The 17,185-nt window shown below is 33.4% G+C and carries 21 protein-coding genes; 19 read left to right on the top strand and 2 right to left on the bottom strand.

What is annotated here, in order from left to right; translation table 11 throughout:
- The first annotated feature begins 246 nt into the window (after positions 1-246).
- The 3 genes from recQ to DN410_RS02405 all read left to right on the top strand — a co-directional run bounded on the left by recQ (position 247) and on the right by DN410_RS02405 (position 3,682).
- Positions 247-2,364, top strand: coding sequence for a DNA helicase RecQ (gene recQ, locus DN410_RS02415; protein ID WP_149175175.1), 2,118 nt, complete (start codon positions 247-249; stop codon positions 2,362-2,364).
- A gap of 25 nt (positions 2,365-2,389) precedes the next feature.
- Positions 2,390-2,773 carry a gamma-glutamylcyclotransferase family protein gene (locus DN410_RS02410; protein WP_149175174.1) on the top strand — a complete coding sequence of 128 codons (384 nt, stop codon included), beginning with the start codon at positions 2,390-2,392 and terminating at the stop codon, positions 2,771-2,773.
- 177 nt (positions 2,774-2,950) lie between these two features.
- A complete protein-coding gene (locus DN410_RS02405) occupies positions 2,951-3,682 on the top strand; it encodes a class I SAM-dependent methyltransferase (RefSeq protein ID WP_149175173.1) in 732 nt (243 codons plus the stop codon).
- Here the strand turns inward: DN410_RS02405 and DN410_RS02400 are convergent.
- Positions 3,656-4,513 carry a CPBP family glutamic-type intramembrane protease gene (locus DN410_RS02400; protein WP_149175172.1) on the bottom strand — a complete coding sequence of 286 codons (858 nt, stop codon included), beginning with the start codon at positions 4,511-4,513 and terminating at the stop codon, positions 3,656-3,658. The genes DN410_RS02405 and DN410_RS02400 overlap by 27 nt on opposite strands.
- A 366-nt stretch (positions 4,514-4,879) precedes the next feature.
- Here DN410_RS02400 and DN410_RS02395 point away from each other — a divergent pair, with 366 nt between their 5' ends.
- The 16 genes from DN410_RS02395 to DN410_RS02320 all read left to right on the top strand — a co-directional run bounded on the left by DN410_RS02395 (position 4,880) and on the right by DN410_RS02320 (position 16,608).
- Positions 4,880-6,949, top strand: coding sequence for a HelD family protein (locus DN410_RS02395; RefSeq protein WP_149175171.1), 2,070 nt, complete (start codon positions 4,880-4,882; stop codon positions 6,947-6,949).
- 70 nt (positions 6,950-7,019) lie between these two features.
- Positions 7,020-7,352: a DUF952 domain-containing protein gene (locus tag DN410_RS02390; protein ID WP_149175170.1), complete on the top strand. Its 333-nt coding sequence runs from the start codon at positions 7,020-7,022 to the stop codon at positions 7,350-7,352.
- A 169-nt stretch (positions 7,353-7,521) separates the two neighbouring features.
- A complete protein-coding gene (locus DN410_RS02385; protein ID WP_149175169.1) occupies positions 7,522-7,869 on the top strand; it encodes a PadR family transcriptional regulator in 348 nt (115 codons plus the stop codon).
- Entirely contained in the window at positions 7,856-8,857 is a 1,002-nt protein-coding gene (locus DN410_RS02380) for an HAAS signaling domain-containing protein (protein WP_149175168.1), read from the top strand. The genes DN410_RS02385 and DN410_RS02380 overlap by 14 nt, the downstream gene beginning before the upstream one ends.
- Positions 8,858-8,924: 67 nt before the next feature.
- Complete coding sequence (locus DN410_RS02375; RefSeq protein WP_149175167.1) at positions 8,925-9,437, top strand: GNAT family N-acetyltransferase; 513 nt, start codon at positions 8,925-8,927, stop codon at positions 9,435-9,437.
- 155 nt (positions 9,438-9,592) lie between these two features.
- Positions 9,593-10,369, top strand: coding sequence for a serine hydrolase (locus DN410_RS02370; RefSeq protein WP_149175166.1), 777 nt, complete (start codon positions 9,593-9,595; stop codon positions 10,367-10,369).
- The gene (locus DN410_RS02365; protein ID WP_149175165.1) at positions 10,366-10,737 is read left to right on the top strand and encodes a hypothetical protein; all 372 of its coding nucleotides are present in this window, start codon (positions 10,366-10,368) and stop codon (positions 10,735-10,737) included. The genes DN410_RS02370 and DN410_RS02365 overlap by 4 nt, the downstream gene beginning before the upstream one ends.
- A 32-nt stretch (positions 10,738-10,769) precedes the next feature.
- Positions 10,770-11,186: a GNAT family N-acetyltransferase gene (locus DN410_RS02360; RefSeq protein ID WP_149175164.1), complete on the top strand. Its 417-nt coding sequence runs from the start codon at positions 10,770-10,772 to the stop codon at positions 11,184-11,186.
- A 35-nt stretch (positions 11,187-11,221) separates the two neighbouring features.
- Complete coding sequence (locus tag DN410_RS02355; protein ID WP_149175163.1) at positions 11,222-11,626, top strand: GNAT family N-acetyltransferase; 405 nt, start codon at positions 11,222-11,224, stop codon at positions 11,624-11,626.
- A gap of 15 nt (positions 11,627-11,641) precedes the next feature.
- A complete protein-coding gene (locus DN410_RS02350; RefSeq protein WP_149175162.1) occupies positions 11,642-12,022 on the top strand; it encodes an MmcQ/YjbR family DNA-binding protein in 381 nt (126 codons plus the stop codon).
- A gap of 65 nt (positions 12,023-12,087) precedes the next feature.
- The gene (locus DN410_RS02345) at positions 12,088-12,474 is read left to right on the top strand and encodes a ribosomal maturation YjgA family protein (RefSeq protein ID WP_149175161.1); all 387 of its coding nucleotides are present in this window, start codon (positions 12,088-12,090) and stop codon (positions 12,472-12,474) included.
- A gap of 25 nt (positions 12,475-12,499) precedes the next feature.
- A complete protein-coding gene (locus DN410_RS02340; RefSeq protein ID WP_149175160.1) occupies positions 12,500-13,429 on the top strand; it encodes a phosphotransferase enzyme family protein in 930 nt (309 codons plus the stop codon).
- Positions 13,426-13,929 (top strand): DNA topology modulation protein, encoded by a 504-nt coding sequence (locus DN410_RS02335; protein ID WP_149175159.1) that lies wholly within the window; start codon positions 13,426-13,428, stop codon positions 13,927-13,929. The genes DN410_RS02340 and DN410_RS02335 overlap by 4 nt, the downstream gene beginning before the upstream one ends.
- A gap of 161 nt (positions 13,930-14,090) precedes the next feature.
- Positions 14,091-14,774, top strand: a complete 684-nt coding sequence (locus DN410_RS02330) for a formylglycine-generating enzyme family protein (protein ID WP_149175158.1) — start codon at positions 14,091-14,093, stop codon at positions 14,772-14,774.
- Positions 14,775-14,845: 71 nt separating this feature from the next.
- On the top strand, positions 14,846-16,042 hold the full coding sequence (locus tag DN410_RS02325; protein WP_149175157.1) for a macrolide family glycosyltransferase: 1,197 nt from the start codon (positions 14,846-14,848) through the stop codon (positions 16,040-16,042).
- Between the two features lie 53 nt (positions 16,043-16,095).
- Positions 16,096-16,608 carry a hypothetical protein gene (locus tag DN410_RS02320; RefSeq protein WP_149175156.1) on the top strand — a complete coding sequence of 171 codons (513 nt, stop codon included), beginning with the start codon at positions 16,096-16,098 and terminating at the stop codon, positions 16,606-16,608.
- Between the two features lie 58 nt (positions 16,609-16,666).
- On the opposite strand, the gene DN410_RS02315 is transcribed toward DN410_RS02320, so the two are convergent.
- Positions 16,667-17,098: a GNAT family N-acetyltransferase gene (locus DN410_RS02315; RefSeq protein ID WP_149175155.1), complete on the bottom strand. Its 432-nt coding sequence runs from the start codon at positions 17,096-17,098 to the stop codon at positions 16,667-16,669.
- Between the last annotated feature and the right edge of the window lie 87 nt (positions 17,099-17,185).

The following is a 17,185-nucleotide window of genomic DNA, read 5'->3' as shown; positions in this document are numbered from 1 at the left end:
ATTTATACGTATATGATTAGTAGTATTCAAGGAAGGGGAAGAAAATGAATATTTGAATTGGAATACTTTCTTTTTGTATATTGAATATGCGTCGTAGCTGTTAGGAGACGTAGAATGTAACTAAACATGTATGTTAATCAATATTTAATACAAAAAGGAATAAGCATGTATTCATTACTTTCAAGTCACATAAGTGATGATATAATAGGGATAGATGAAAGATAAAGAAAAGCAGGTGAATCTTTTTTGTTTACAAAAGCACAAGAACTTTTAGCGACTTACTTCGGCTATTCGTCATTCCGAAGAGGACAAGATGAAACAATTAAAAATGTATTAGATGGGAAAGATACAGTTTGTATTATGCCTACGGGCGGTGGGAAATCAATTTGTTATCAAATTCCGGCATTAGTATTTGAAGGAACGACGTTAGTAATATCCCCTTTAATTTCACTTATGAAAGATCAAGTAGATACGTTAGTACAAAACGGTATTTCCGCTACGTATATTAATAGTTCAATTTCTATTACAGAAGCAAATCAACGAATTCAATTAGCAAAACAAGGACATTACAAGTTGCTTTATGTTGCTCCTGAACGACTTGATTCAATGGAGTTTGTTGATCAACTTATCGATATGAAAATCCCGATGATTGCAATTGATGAGGCGCACTGTATATCGCAGTGGGGTCATGATTTCCGTCCAAGTTATTTACATATACATCGCATATTAGACTACCTTCCGGAAAAACCGCTTGTTTTAGCATTAACCGCAACAGCGACACCACAAGTACGTGAGGATATTTGTAACACGCTTGGAATTAATCAAGAAAATACAATTATGACAACGTTTGAGCGTGAGAATTTATCGTTTTCAGTCATTAAAGGACAGGATCGTAATGCGTATTTAGCGGATTACATTCGCCAAAATCAGAAGGAATCTGGGATTATATATGCAGCTACTAGAAAAGTAGTCGATCAGTTGTATGAAGATTTAATGAAAGCTGGAGTTTCAGTGTCAAAATATCACGCTGGTATGAGTGACCATGATCGAAATGAGCAGCAAGAACTCTTTTTACGAGATGAAGTCAGTGTAATGGTAGCAACATCTGCATTCGGTATGGGGATTGATAAATCGAATATTCGTTACGTTATTCATTATCAGCTACCAAAAAATATGGAAAGTTACTATCAAGAAGCAGGACGTGCTGGTCGTGACGGATTAGATAGTGCATGTATATTGTTATATTCATCGCAAGATGTGCAAGTACAGCGCTTTTTAATTGATCAATCAACGGGAGAATCACGTTTTTCAAATGAACTTGAAAAATTACAAAACATGACTGATTACTGTCATACCGAACAGTGTTTACAATCATTTATTTTGCAATACTTTGGAGAAGAACCGAAAGAAGATTGTGGACGCTGCGGTAATTGTACGGACGATCGTGAGAGCATTGATGTGACAAGAGAATCACAAATGGTGTTGTCTTGTATGATTAGAACGAACCAAAGATTCGGGAAGCAAATGATTGCACAAGTTTTAACGGGATCAAAAAATAAGAAAGTTATTGAATTTAATTTTCATACTTTACCAACGTATGGTCTTTTATCAAACCGTAGTGTAAAAGAGGTAAGTGAGTTTATTGAGTTTTTAATTTCAGACGAGTTAATTGCAGTTGAACATGGTACTTATCCGACGTTAAAGGTCACAGAAAAAGGGAAAGAAGTATTACTTGGTAAAGAGAATGTGCTACGTAAAGAACGAGTAGAGACAAGACAAATTGTCCAAGATCATCCATTATTTGAAGTGCTTCGTGAAGTGCGTAAAGAAATTGCGCAAGGAGAAGGTGTGCCGCCGTTTGTAATTTTCTCTGATCAAACGTTAAAAGATATGTGCGTGAAAATGCCGCAAAGTGACTCTGAACTCCTAACTGTAAAAGGAATTGGAGAACATAAACTTGTGAAGTACGGTTCTCGCTTTTTACAAGCAGTTCAGCACTTTATTGAGGAGAATCCAAACTATGTTGAAACAATTAAGACGGAAGTTGTTTCAGAGCGTAAGAAGTCAGGAAAAGCTTCAGCAAATTCCCATTTAGAAACGTATGAAATGTATAAACAAGGCATTGATTTAAATGAAATTGCGAAAGAACGTGGGTTATCGAGACAAACGATTGAAAATCACTTAATCCGCTCTTTTGAAGATGGTATGGAAGTAGATTGGAATAGTTTCGTTCCGAAAGAGTATGAATCTCTAATTGAAACTGCTGTACAAAACGCAGAAGGTGGTTTGAAGTCGATTAAAGAACAACTTCCAGGTGAAGTGAGTTACTTTATGATTCGTGCCTATTTACAAATAAGAAAGTAGAGACATATAAAGGGGATAGGGATATATGCATCGTGTTTTCGTGTACGGCACGTTAAGAAGAGGGCAAACGAACGTTCATTATATGCAAGGCGCAACATGCATCGCTGACATAGCATGGACGTATGGCAAATTATTTGATACAAATGAAGGCTATCCGGCGATGATTTATTCAAATGAGGATAAAGTATACGGAGAAGTTTATGAAGTAAATGAGGCTGTTCTGCAAAAATTAGATGAACTTGAAGAATACACAGGTAATGCAGAGAGTGATTTATATGACCGAATCACCGAAACAATTTATTTAGGTGATAGAGAAATGCGTGCATTTGTGTATGTTGCTCAAGATAAAGAGATGCTGAAGAAAGTTATCATTTCTGGTGATTGGGTAGAGTATCAAAAAGGGCAATAAGAGCAGCCGTAGAGCAGATAGTGGAATCATCCATTATTTGCTTTTTATTTTAGTACTTTTAAAGTTCTTATTATTTTGATGAATTGTAAATATAGGAAAATAAAATATATTATTTCATAGGTGTAAGAAATTTAGTCGGTCACCTACAGCGGGAAAACTTATTGTAGGAGGAGAATAATGAACGAATTAGATGCGAGGGAATTTTACCAAAAACAATTTGAACTTTCGAATTACGATATAAATACAGAAAGCTGGTTAGAGCAGGTTGCTAAAGAAGTTAAAGAACAAATCGGAAATCCATTTCAGTCGATGTTAGAACTAGGAGCAGGAAATGGTGGTTTTGCAAGGGCGATGTCTAAGTTAGATGTAAAGATGACTACTGTTGAGTTTGTACCAGAGTTAGTTATATTTGCAAAAAAACATTCTACTAATGATATAGATATTCATTGCGCTGATTTTTATAAAATTAACTTTGAAGAAAAGTTTGATGTCGTTACTTATTTAGACGGATTTGGTGTAGGAACAGATGAAGAACAATTATTTTTATTAAAACGCATCCATAATTGGTTGAAAGATGATGGGTGTGCACTTATTGATATTTATCAACCTTTATATTGGGAAAAAGCAAATGGACAAGAAATGCCGATTGGCTCTGCAATGCGAAAATATGAATATGATAGTGGAAATGCTAGAATGCTAGACCATTGGTGGGAAACGGATTCTTCAAATGATATTGTGACACAATCTTTACGTTGCTATACTATAGATGAGATTAGTAATTTATGTGCAGAAGCTCGTTTCAGTATAGTTGGGATTTTCCCAGGAGGAGCGTATGACTTTAAAGAGAGAATATATAAAGAGCAAGCTTCTTTAAATGAATGTTTAATCATATCGACTGTCTGTATTTAATTGTCGTTCTTTTTTAATTCTTATGAATCTTAGTACGATCCCAATTCCAAGAAATATAATAGTAGCAACGACTCCGCTAATAGGGTTTAACCAAAAATCACTGCTGTTAGTAAGTGTAATGATCCCTGTTATTGTAACTAAAACAGTAGGAATGGCATCTTCAATTGCATGCATGATAACACATGGCCATACTGACTTTGTAAGTCTATATATTTCAACATACATAATAGACCAAGAAACCATAAGTATACAGCCTGATACAAGCATATTTAACCTTGAAATAGATTCAAAATATTCATTTGGTAAAAAGACTAAATAATAAGCGGTATGCCAAAGAGCCCAAACTAAACCAGAAATAATATAAATAAACCAATCGTTTAACTTTAGTTCAATCAACTTTGGAGTTAAATAACCGCGCCAGGAAAACTCTTCAAAAATATTCTTAATAAAATTACCAATAGTAGACATGAATATGAGTGACAATAACGAGGATATTTCAAAACTAGTTATGTTAGCTAATCCAAAAATAAGTGCTAAACTTATCGTTATTACTGTAACGAACGGGTAAATTAGTAGTGCGACGAAATACCATTTAAAGTTTCCCTTCAAATTTAGTCTGATACCAAAACCATTCCAATCTCGGCTAATAACTCTTAGTAAAATACATGAGAGGAAAGGTAATATTAGCCACAGTCCCATGCCTAAAGAGTTTCCTTCAGGCTGATCCGTTAGGAGAGAATCTAGAATTACGCCAATCCAGCCACTTGCCAATACAATGAACAGAAAAATAAGTAAATGTAACTTAAGGGGGTTTCTTTTGGTAGCAGTCACTTTGAATAGACTCCTTTACTTTTATTTTTGACTTTTGTGATTTCGGTTATTTTATAAATGAAATAATAGACAACTAGAAAAGAAGCTAGAGAGTATGTGAGGGGGAACTTAGTTAGAAAGCATAAAGTTCTTTAAATCAATAGAAAATAGCAGCTTTTGTGTGAATCACTTTATTATATGTGTAGTTGTATGATTTAGATGTTATATATTCTTATAATGTAAAAATCTCATTTGAATTTCAATATTAGAAAGGAGAAAAGTAAGTTTTTTCAGAAAAAATAAAATTAATTCTTGACTTTATAATTGGATTTTTAATACAATTATATTTCGACTGAAAAATTAGAACGGACAGGAGGGAATCATCAAATGAGTAACATATTTGAAGAAGAATTACAGAAAATGAAAGATATTTTATGTACGATGGATGAGCAACTAGAACAGCTTGAAAAAATCCCGGTTTATTATGGAGAAGATTTTAAAGAGCAAATTCTTGAAAGTATGAGGGAGTCTAATAGACAAAACTTACGTATCGGTGTGCAAGAGCCGTACTTTGGAAGATTAGACTTCCAGGAGGATGGAAAAGAAGAAGTTATGCCGATTTACATCGGTAAAGTAGGTGTTTCAGATAAAGATACGATGAAACCGATGGTTATTGATTGGCGAGCACCTGTCGCAAGTATGTTTTATTCATTTACCGGTGGAGATGAATTAGCATTTTATCAGTCACCAGACGGATTGGTAGAAGGCGATGTTTATTTAAAACGAAACATTTCTATTCGAAAAAGAGAGCTTGAACGTGTTGTGGATACATATGTTAAAGGAAATGAAGATGTATCGCATGCCGATGATTTTCTTCTATATCGATTAGGTGAGAATAAAGATAATAAATTGAAAGATATCGTTTCGACTATACAGTCGGAACAAAATGATATTATTCGTGCGGAAAGAAACTTACCATTATTAATTCAAGGGGTTGCAGGGAGCGGAAAGACAACAATCGCTTTACATCGCCTTGCTTTTTTAATTTATGAATATCGTGAACAATTGGAAGCGGAGAGAATGATTGTATTTGCTCCAAATAGTTTGTTTTTAGACTACATTTCTAGCGTACTTCCTGAATTAGGAGTAGGAAATATTAGTCAAACAACGTTTCCAGATTGGGCGTTACGTACGTTAGAGGGTTCGGTGAAACTAAAGCAGACAGAAGAAAAATTGAAAGAAGCTTTTTCAATTAATCGTGATGAAAGAAAGGTAATGCTTGGTAAATTAAAAGGCACGCTGGAATTTAAGACGTTTATAGAAGAAAGAATGATTCAATTTGAAAATGATTTAGTGCCAACAAAAGACTTTGAAGCATGGGATAAAGCTGTTATTCCAGTAGAGGACGTTAAAAAATGGATGCAAGTGGAATATAAACATTATCCATTAAAGAAAAGAAGAGAACGTTTAGTTGGCCGTATGAAACGCTGGATTGAAATTGAACTTAAAAAGTATGGAGAAACAAACGAGAAAAAGTTACTAAAAAAAGAAGCAACAAAGAGATTGAATACCTATATGAATTTTTGGCCAAAAATGAGCCCGCTTTCACTATACAGTTCAATGTTGAAAAGCAAAGAAATACTCGACGTACTACCTGAAGAACTTGTTCAAGAAACAGAAAAGAGTTGTCGTAAAAAAGAAGTGTATGTAGAAGATTTGCCTGCTTTAATTTACATACATCACCGCACTACAGGAATTGAAATCGGACAAAAGTTTCATCATGTCGTGATTGATGAAGCGCAAGATTTCTCGCCTTTCCAAGTGTATGTATTAAAAGAAATTACACTAGGTAATTCTTTCACTATATTAGGTGATTTATCGCAAGCGATTTATGATTATCAAGGAATTGAAGACTGGAGTGCTTTTAAGGACGTATTTCAAGAAACAGGTTACTTTGAATTAACAAGAAGTTACCGTTCTACAAAAGAAATTATTGAATTTGCAAATGAAATAATTAAAAATGCAGAAATTCCTGTAGGGCTTGCAACGCCAGTTTTTCGTAGTGGTGAAGATGTGAAAGTAATTGGTACAGAAGATCAATTCACTGAAATTGTAAAAACGTTGCAACAGCTGCAAAATGAAGATGTGAAAACAATTGCGGTAATAGGTAGAACAGATGATGAATGCCGTGAAATGTATGAGAAATTAACGAATGCAGGATTAAAAGTGAACGTAATTGAAGCCGATCAAAGTAAATATGAAGGTGGTATTTCTGTAGTACCTGTCTATTTAGCGAAAGGGTTAGAATTTGACGCTGTCCTACTCATTGATGTTGATGAAGAACATTATAAAAATACGAAACATGATGCGAAGTTATTGTATGTCGGATGTACGAGATCACTTCATGATTTATGGATTTTCCATAGTGGGGAAGCATCTCCGTTAATTAAGAAATAAAAATTCAAGAGGCTTTTCTAGTAATGAATAGGAAAGCTTCTTATTTTATAAATATATAGGGGAAATGATAATGATTACAAAAGTAATAACAAAGAGAAATTGGGAAATCGCAAAGATAAATGGAGAGATTAATGAAGTTTCACTAAAAGAAGAGGGGTTTATACACTGTTCATCTTTAGAACAAGCTTTAAACGTTGCAGAAAAATATTTCATTCATGAAGAAGATGTATTATTACTGACAATTGATCCATCCTTAGTGAAAGCAGAAATAAAATATGAACTTGCTTCAAACGGTCAAGAGTACCCGCATGTATACGGAGTAATCAATGTTGAGGCGATTGTAGAGGTTATCCCATTTTTTAAAGAAAAAGGTGAGTTTATATTACCAGGGGTACAAAGTTAAGAGTGTTATAGGTATTTAAGTTAGATAGAAAAGCACAAACTATATGAATTGTGCTTTTTATTATGTATTTTTTTGTAAATAATCATTGTTTTTGTCACAATAATACTGTACGATACATAGTATAAAACATATACTGTATGACATATAGTAATGAAAATGAGGTGAATAAATGGATGCTTTATTACATTCATTAATTACTGAGCTAAGAAGAGGGACATTAACTTTAGCGGTTTTAAGTCAATTAAGAACGCCGCAGTACGGATATTCACTTGTCCAATTATTGGAGCAATCGGGGATTATAATTGATCAAAGTACTTTATATCCACTACTTCGCCGATTAGAAAAGCAGGAGTTAGTGACGAGTAGTTGGGATAAAACAGAGAGTAGACCTCGTAAGTATTATGTTTTAAGTGAATATGGATTAGAGATATTTTTACAATTGAAAAAGCAGTGGGTAAAGGATTCGAAAGAACTTTATAACTTATTAAAGGAGGAGGACGAAAATGAGTTTGATTGATATGTATGTCCATGAAGTTGCGAAGAGATTGCCTGAACAAAATCGTGAAGATATTACACTTGAACTACGGTCAACAATAGAGGATATGTTACCAGACGATTATAATGAGGAAGATGTGAAGAGCGTACTCGAAAAATTGGGAAGTCCAGTTTCATTGGCTAATGGGTACTTGGATAGACCAATGCATTTAATTGGACCACGTTATTTTGATGTATATACGACGCTATTAAAAATGATTATACCAATTGCAGCTGTTATTGCGCTCATTTCAATGGTTGCAGAAAATTTTATAGGCTATAATGGTGATCAAGCGGTATTAAATGTTATTTTACAATTGATAGGTAAAGGTATTGGGGAAATTTTTGAAGTGGGTCTCCATGTATTTTTCTGGTTAACACTTGTATTTGCTATTTTAGAAAGAACTGATAAAGAAAAGGATCCACACCCATTAACAACAAGCTTAAAAAAATGGACACCAGATGACTTGAAAAAAGTTTCGTATATCCCGAAGAAAAAGGTGATTTCAAAGTTTGAAGTTTTTGGAGGTTTAATGTGGACAGCAATATGGGCTACACTTTACTTTTATGCGAATCATCTTGTAGGCGTATATCATGGTACAGAAAACGGATTGAAGTTTGTCGCGCCAACGTTTAATCAAGATGTTTTGCTTCAATACTGGCCCCTAATTTTGGTTATGATCGTTTTTGAAGTAGCTATATCACTTTATAAGTTAGTACAGGGACAATGGACGAAAAGGTTGGCAATTGGAAATGCTATTCTTCAAGTAGTCGGAACAATCATATTCATTGTAATTGTAGTAAATCCACATTTATTAAACGAAGGATTCATTACGTATTTGGCAAATGCATTTACTACTTCCCCAGAGGGATTTAAAACGTGGTTAATTGGCGGTGGCATTTTCATTTACACGTTATCTGCTGTAATAAATATATTTGATGGTTTCCGAAAAGCAAGTATTCGTATGTGAAAATGAATCAGAAATTCCGATAAGATGAAACCATTTAGAAGATAATGATTATGAAAGGAAGAAAACAATGATAAGGGAAGCAACGATACAAGATTTAGCCTTTATTTTAGATATTTATAATGATGCGATACTTTATACAACAGCTGTGTATGCATATAAACCTGTAACCCTTGAAAATAGAAGAGATTGGTATGAACAAAAAAAGGCTGACGGTTATCCCATTTTCGTATACGAATTAGATAATAAAGTAGTAGGATTTGCGACATTTGGACCATTTAGAGCTTGGCCTGCTTATAAATATTCAATTGAGCATTCGGTGTATGTTGATAAGTATTATAGAAAAAATGGGATTGGGACGTCTTTAATGAAAACATTAATCGAAATTGCAAAAGAAAGAGGATATATGACCTTAATTGCTGGAATTGATGCGGAAAACGAGAAAAGTATTGCTTTGCATCAAAACTATGGATTTGTTCATGCAGGGACAATAAAAAAAGCAGGTTATAAATTTGATAAATGGCTAGATTTAGCCTTTTATCAATTGGAGCTTAATGGACCTGTAAATCCTATAGAAGAATAGAAGTTTTTCGGGAAAATTTATTTTTGGGTAGCAAGGAATAATCCGTGCTACCTTTTTCGTATTGTAATAGCAAAAATAATTTTCCAGAAAAGGAATTTTATATTCTATATTGAATTATTAGAAGGTGATATTACGATGTGAAAAGAGGAATGGAAATGGAAACTGTCATTCAAAAAATAAAAGAGATACAATCTGGTCATGTAGGAGTAGCTATTTATTCTACAAAAAATGAACGTGTAATTGCTTCATATAATGATGAACTATATATTCCATTAGCATCAGCAGCTAAAGTGGCAATTGGATTTGCACTAGCAAAGATGGTGAGGGAGAAAAAAGTTTCTTGGAATGATATACTTCATCACATTACGTTTAATCCAGGTGAAGATAGTGCACAGCTATATCCACATTTACAAGGAAGAACTACATTAACACTTAGTAAAGCGGTTGAAGTAATGATAGCTTGTCATGACAGTTATGTTGCGCAGTCAATTGTAATGCACTGCGGAGGATGGAATACTGTCAGAGAATATGTTTTAACATACTTTTCGAAGATTTATATCCAGGAAAACCCTAGAGACGAGAAAAATATCGGAGAGTTAAATCAAGTTCTTTCGCTTTTAGTTCATATTTTTCAAGGGTATAAAACAGAACCAGAATTATGGGAACCAATTGTAAACGGGATGGTAAGACAACAAGGTGAATATGATGGAATACCTTCATATCATTTAGCTCATATGACAGGTGGATTGTCCACAGCTACAATAAATATTGGTATAATAGGAATGTTTAACGAATTCCCGTTTCTTTATGTCATTGGGGGGAAAGATTTACCTAATCGACGTGAAAATAAAGAGGTAGATGAAGAGTTTGCAGCAGCTTTGAAGCGCATATACAAAGAATATATTGAAAACATGCTAGAGGTGAACAATTGAAGAGAAACTTAAAAACTTCAACAATTATCATTTTAATTGTAACAATTATTGCTCTTGAAGTTGGAATCGCACTATATGATCACAATTTGTCATTAGATACAATTTACTTTGCAGCGATCCTTATTTGTATTGTATTGCTTTTTGGCACACGTGTTTCTGAAGAGAAAGAAAATACATCGAAACAAGGACGGAGAAAAACTGCTCTTATATTTTGGCCATCTATTTTATTGTCAATCGCTTGTTTTGCAGTTGTAAGTTACGTAAGAACAGGCTATGTCTCTATACCCGGGATAATTGGCTTTACATGCTTTATTACATACGGAGGATTTGTTTTTATAAGTATTTTAAAGCGAAGAAATAAAAATTAAATGTAGCTTACTAAGCTGAAAGGATGGTATAGATGAAACATATAGAGAGTGGTACTCGCAATGAAGGAGAATACATAAAAAATAAAGTAATTCAATATAACATGTCCATCTTAACAGAGGAAGTAAAACAACAGATGGAACAAGTAAGTTTTGTAGTGAAAGATGAAGAAGGAAAAATTTTTGGTGGTGTAACAGGAACGATGTATTTTTATCATCTTCATATCGATTTTTTATGGGTTGATGAATCAGTTCGCCATGATGGATATGGCAGTCAATTGCTACATAAAATCGAAGAAATTGCGAAGGAAAAAGGGTGTAGATTAATATTATTAGATTCATTTAGTTTCCAAGCGCCAGAGTTTTACAAAAAGCATGGCTACAGAGAATATGGTGTTGTTGAAGATCACCCGAAAGGACATAGTCAGCACTTTTTCGAAAAGAGATTATAATAATATTATGTAGACTAGATGACGGGAGTATTAAAATGTACACTTATAAAGTGCAACACGAACAACTGATCTGTCCAGAAAAAATAAAAACACTTTATGATTCTGTCGGTTGGTGGCCAGAAAGAAAAGAAATAGATATTGAAAAAATGTTAAAGAATAGTATAGCAATTGGAGTATGGAAAGAAAACGAATTAATTGGATTTGCTAGAGTCGTTTCTGATGGTATTTTTCGAGCATACATAGAAGATGTTGTCGTACATGAGAGTGTAAGAAATAAAGGTATTGGAGAGAAGATGCTTACAATGTTACTCGAGGAAATATCTCATATTCATATTGTTAGTCTATTTTGCGGAGAGAAGCTAATGCAGTTTTATGGTGAACAGCAATTTCAAGCGACGAAGCAAATTGTGATGCACCGTAATCAAATCGTGAAAGAATAAGAGGTGCCAATTAGAATGAATGCAACAAGGGCATATTGTTTATCGAAAAGAAAAGCGACAGAAGATTCTCCAGATGGCTGGAGCGCAACGTGTATGAGGTTAAACAATAAAATATTTGCGATATTGAACCATGAAGAAGGTGAAAGAGCTGCGATTACATTAAAATGTGATCCAGAACTCGCATTAAGAATCAGAGAGGATTATCCTGAAACAATTATTCCAGGGTATCATATGAATAAAAAGCATTGGAATACAGTGTACATACATAAGGATGTAGGACAAGATCAAATTAATAAGATGATAGATTGGTCGTATGATTTAGTACTGCACTCATTTTCAAAGAAAAAGCAGCAAGAGTTAATGGATGAAATGCAAAGTGAACTTGATTATAAATAGCTAGTAAAATGATTATATTTTACTAGCTATTTGCAGTTTTAAAAAATTTATCAGGAGATTTTGAAATGAATACGAAAAGAAATAGATTACGATATGCTATGTTTACTATCATTGTTATTATTTTAGGCCTTAGTTCAAGAAAGTTTGCTTTCGTGTTACCGGATTTATTAAATGATTACTTAGGTGATGCGTTATGGGCGTTAATGATTTTCATTGGATTCGGATTTTTGTTTCCTAAAATAGAAACGAAGAAGTTAGCTGTTATTAGTTTACTATTTTGCTACGGGATTGAAATGAGCCAATTGTACCATGCACCATGGATTGATAGTATTCGTACAACGACTTTAGGTGGGCTCGTATTAGGTTACGGATTTTTGTGGAGTGATTTAATTGCTTATACAATTGGTGTGGGGATAGGAATACTTTTAGAGCTTAAGTTACGAAAGAAATAAGAATTAAAAAAAGGGGTATTTGTATATGGAGAATGCATTGGAAATTGCAAAGTTTTGGTTTCAAAATGAACAAGTGATAGCTACAGTCATTCAATCGAAAGTCACGAAACTTACGTGTAATAATAAAGTGTATATATTAAAGGAAAAGGGATCGATAAAGCAGCTTCTAGTTGAAATGAACATATTAGAGCAAATGTATGAAAAAGGAATTAAGGTACAAAGAGTAGTTAAAATGGAAAATGATGAAAAGTATGTTTTATATAAAGAGAAATATTATTGCTTATATGAGTATATTGCCGGAAGTGTTTTAGAAATAAAAAATAAGAATAAGCTGACAGATCTAGCAAGTACGGTTGGAGAGGAAATAGCTAATTTACATAAAGCGCTATATTCAGTGAATAGTGCTAATGATCTAATAAAAAGAGATTTGTATAAAGTTGTATACGAGTGGGCTATACCGATTTTAGAAAAGAATAAGCATGTTCATCGGGATATAATTTCAAAAATGGATCAAGTACATACAACTTTTAAAGAAACGATCTACTCATTGCCGAAACAAATCATTCATCGCGATATGCACTTATCGAATGTAATCTTTAAAAGTAATCAATTTCAAGGATTTATAGATTTTGAGCTTTTAGAAAACAATGTAAGAGTATTTGATATATGCTATTGTTGTACAAGCATTTTAAGTGAGCTATATAGTGATGAAACATTGAGAGGGAAATGGTTACATATCGTCAGTAAAGTGTTTGAAGGATATTATAAACAAAATAATTTAACGCAAGAAGAAATAAAAGCCATTTGGAATGTTATGCTTTCAATTCAAGTAATCTTTGTTACTTATTTTGTCCAATTACCAGACTTATTAAAGCTAAATGAAGAGATGTTCTTTTGGATTTTTGCCAATAAAGAGGATATTGAAGAAGCAATAGGAGACATTGTAAAGGTATGAACAAAATAATATTAATTGGTTCCGGTGGTTCAGGAAAATCTACATTGGCAAAGCAGTTAGGAAATAAACTAAATATTAAGGTACATCATCTTGATGCACTATTTTGGAAACCGAATTGGGAAGGTGTTCCGAGAGATGAACAAATAACAGTTCAAAACAACTTAATTAAAGATGAGAAGTGGATTATTGATGGGAATTACGGCGGGACGATGGATATAAGACTTAAGGCAGCTGACACTATTATCTTTCTTGATATTCACAGAACAATTTGTGTTTATCGCGCCTTTAAAAGGGTGATGCAATATCGAAATAAAACAAGACCAGATATGGGCGCGGGATGTGAAGAAAGATTTGATTTACCATTTTTCAAATGGATATGGAATTATTCGAAGACGAAGCGGCCTACAGTTTTAAAAGGATTAGAGCAATTGTCCAAAGAGAAAAAGGTTATTGTTTTAAAATCTCCAAATGAGGTTCGAGAGTTTTTAAAGCAAATATAATAATAGGCTGTAACGAAACAAATCCTTGTGGGTATTACCGATTAGTTTAATAAAACTAATCGTTTTTTATTATGATAAATTTAATAGTTACTACTAATTGTATTTTGTAATGAGTACATCATTATTAATCTATAAAAAATTAATGTTTGGAGGAATAGAAAATGACTAACGATTTAATTCATAGGATGGATTCAGTAATGGTTAATATTCCAGCAGGAGAGGTAGTATTGAGAGATGATCGTATAAAAAAAGAATGGCAAGTTCAAATTCAACCATTTCTTCTATCCAAGTATGTAGTAACAGCGGAATTATATTATGCTATTACGAATAGTACATCAAATGGTTATAAAGATAGTAATAAGCCAGTTGTAAATATTTCATGGAATGATGCAATTGTATTTTGTAATTTGCTTTCTAAAAAAGTGGGATTAACAGAGTATTATTCTATTAGTAATGGTGGTCAAAAGGTGAGTTGTAATTTGGGATCTAACGGCTACCGATTACCATCTGAGGCAGAGTGGCAATATGCATGTAAAGCAGGTACAGCGGGATATACATACGGGGAACTGCAGGAAATAGCATGGTATAATGGAAATTCAAATGGACAAATTCATGATGTCGGCCAAAAAGAACCGAATGCATGGGGACTATATGATATGTTAGGAAACGTTTGGGAATGGTGCTATGATTTGTACGATGAAAAAGTGTACGGATCGTACCGGATTTTTCGAGGCGGTAGTTGGGCTGAAGCAGCTAGAGGTTGCGGTGCTACTTGTCGCCGTCGTAGCCATCCTACATTTCATATAGATGATCTTGGGTTTAGGCTTGCTAGGTCAATTAAGTAGGAAAATAATAAAGAAAAGAGTATCTGTACTCTTAACGATATAGAAATGATTTAACTTAAGGAGTGTTTATAATGGCTAGAGTTTTATTCATTAACGCCGGATCAGAAGGACATATAAATCCAACTTTACAAGTTGTGGAAGAACTGATTTCCCGTGGTGAAGAAGTCGTTTATTTTTCAATAGAAGCTTTCAGGGAGCGTATTGAGAAGACAGGAGCTACAGTCCGAACAATTGATAATCAAAAATTTTTAAAGGCGTTTCTGTCTGGTGGTAGAAATTATTTACATGAAAGAATAAACGGGCTTCTACATACAGCAGATGTTGTAATCCCTAGTATTTTAGAGCAAATTGAAGGAGAAGATTTTGATTACATCATTCACGATTCTATGTTTGGGTGCGGTCGTTTAATTGCTCAAATTCTTAAACTACCAGCAATTAATTCCTGTACATCTTTTGCGCAGGATGAAAAATCATTTGAACAAATATTAGACTATCTTTCGAAAAATATCCCAGCGGAAGTTCATGAAAGAATACAGAATGATTTTCAAAATTTATCAAAAGGAATTACAGAAAGATATGGTGTAGAAATAGCATCACCGTATGAAGTTTTTTGTAATCCAGCACCACTCACTATTGTATATACAATTAAGGAGTTCCAACCTTTTGGAGATACATTTGATGACACATTTAAATTTGTGGGACCATCTATCTCTGAACAAGCGAAAAATGAAGACTTTGATTTTAATTCAATTGAAATGAAGAGCCCAATTTATATTTCATTAGGTACTGTTTTTAATGAAGCGATTGATTTTTATAAACTTTGTATTAAGGCGTTTGAGAATAGTGAGCATACAATTGTTATGTCTATTGGTAGTAACACGAAAATAAGTGATTTAGGCGATATCCCTAAAAACTTTATTGTGAAAAATTATGTACCTCAAACTGAACTGCTCACATATACGAAACTATTTATTACACACGGCGGTATGAACAGTACGCATGAAGGACTCTATAATGGGGTTCCACTCATTGTAATCCCGCAAAGTGCCGATCAGCCAGTAATTGCGAAGCAAGTGGAGAATATCGGGGCAGGAGTTACATTGCAAATGAAAGAATTAACTGAAGGACAAATATGTGAAAGTGTAGAGCATGTGTTACATAATTCATCATTTAAGGAAGCTGCATTGAATATGAAGGAGTCTTTCCGAAAATCAGGTGGGTATAAACAAGCAGTTGATGATATTTTAACATTTACAGATCGTGATTAAATTTGGATTTAACAGAAACGTAAGTAGATTAATCTGTTAAGAAGGAGTAATGAATGCTAAATAAACTATACGAAAAGTATAAAATGCGTAGCATCCCAAATGAATTTTCAATAATTGAAATTGATCGGATTTTGAAGGAAGAGTATAAGGCTACCGAAATCGACAAAGATAAAATTGGCTCTATGATGCATGATCCATATACAAATTTTGCTGAGATAATAAAATGTTACAAGATTGATCAGCAAGATATTTTATCTAATTTGTTTAGCAATGAGGAAAAAAGTAATTTTGCTGAAACGATTCAATTCAATCAATCTGAGCAAAACACACAGTATGATGAGCAAGATTTCTTCAATCAACAAATCCAAGAAGGTAAGTTAATCATTATATTTATAGCAAGTATGGACGGGACATATATGAATTATTTCAACCTATTAGGACATTCGGAGAAATTGTATTATAAACTCACTGTCCTCATGGGAGTAGAAAAAGAAGAATGTAACTTAGATAATCCTTTGTTCCAAAAATATTTACAGGCATTAGATGCTACTGGATATTTAGAATAATAAAGGAAGGGTACTATATGTATCTATAATGCGTAATCATTTAGTACCCTTCCTATTATTATAATATTTTCGTCATAAGGATGTGCGGAATACCATCTTCCATAAATACATCAGAAGAAGTTTGATAGCCTAATTTTTTATAAAATCCTTCCGCTTGTGTTTGCCCATGTAATTTCACTTTTGTTGCATCTTTGTTTCGAGCAATCTCTTCTAATGCTTGAATAATTACTTTACCTAGTCCGTATTTACGATAGTCTTTTAAAATGCAAATGCGCTCTAATTTTCCTATGCCATCAACAAATCGTATACGTCCTGTACCTACAGGAAGTTCGTTATAATAAACTAAAATATGTTTGCACGACTCACCGATTGCATCAAATGTATCGAATTCATCTTCAAGAGGGACACCTTGTTCTTTTACAAATACTTCTTTTCGAATATGAAAGGCAATTTCTAAATCTGTAAGTTCTGTTATGAGTTTGGATCGCAAAATGTTCAGCCCTTTCTAGTATGATGTGCGTATGTTTTCATAGTATATCATAATAAGATGCTATTAAGAGAAATAGAACATATTAAA

The sequence above is a fragment of the Bacillus sp. SH5-2 genome (assembly GCF_008368905.1).
Classification (GTDB): Bacteria; Bacillota; Bacilli; order Bacillales; family Bacillaceae_G; genus Bacillus_A; species Bacillus_A luti.
Note: the sequence above shows the minus strand (reverse complement) of the source record. Positions and strands in the feature narration are given on the sequence as shown.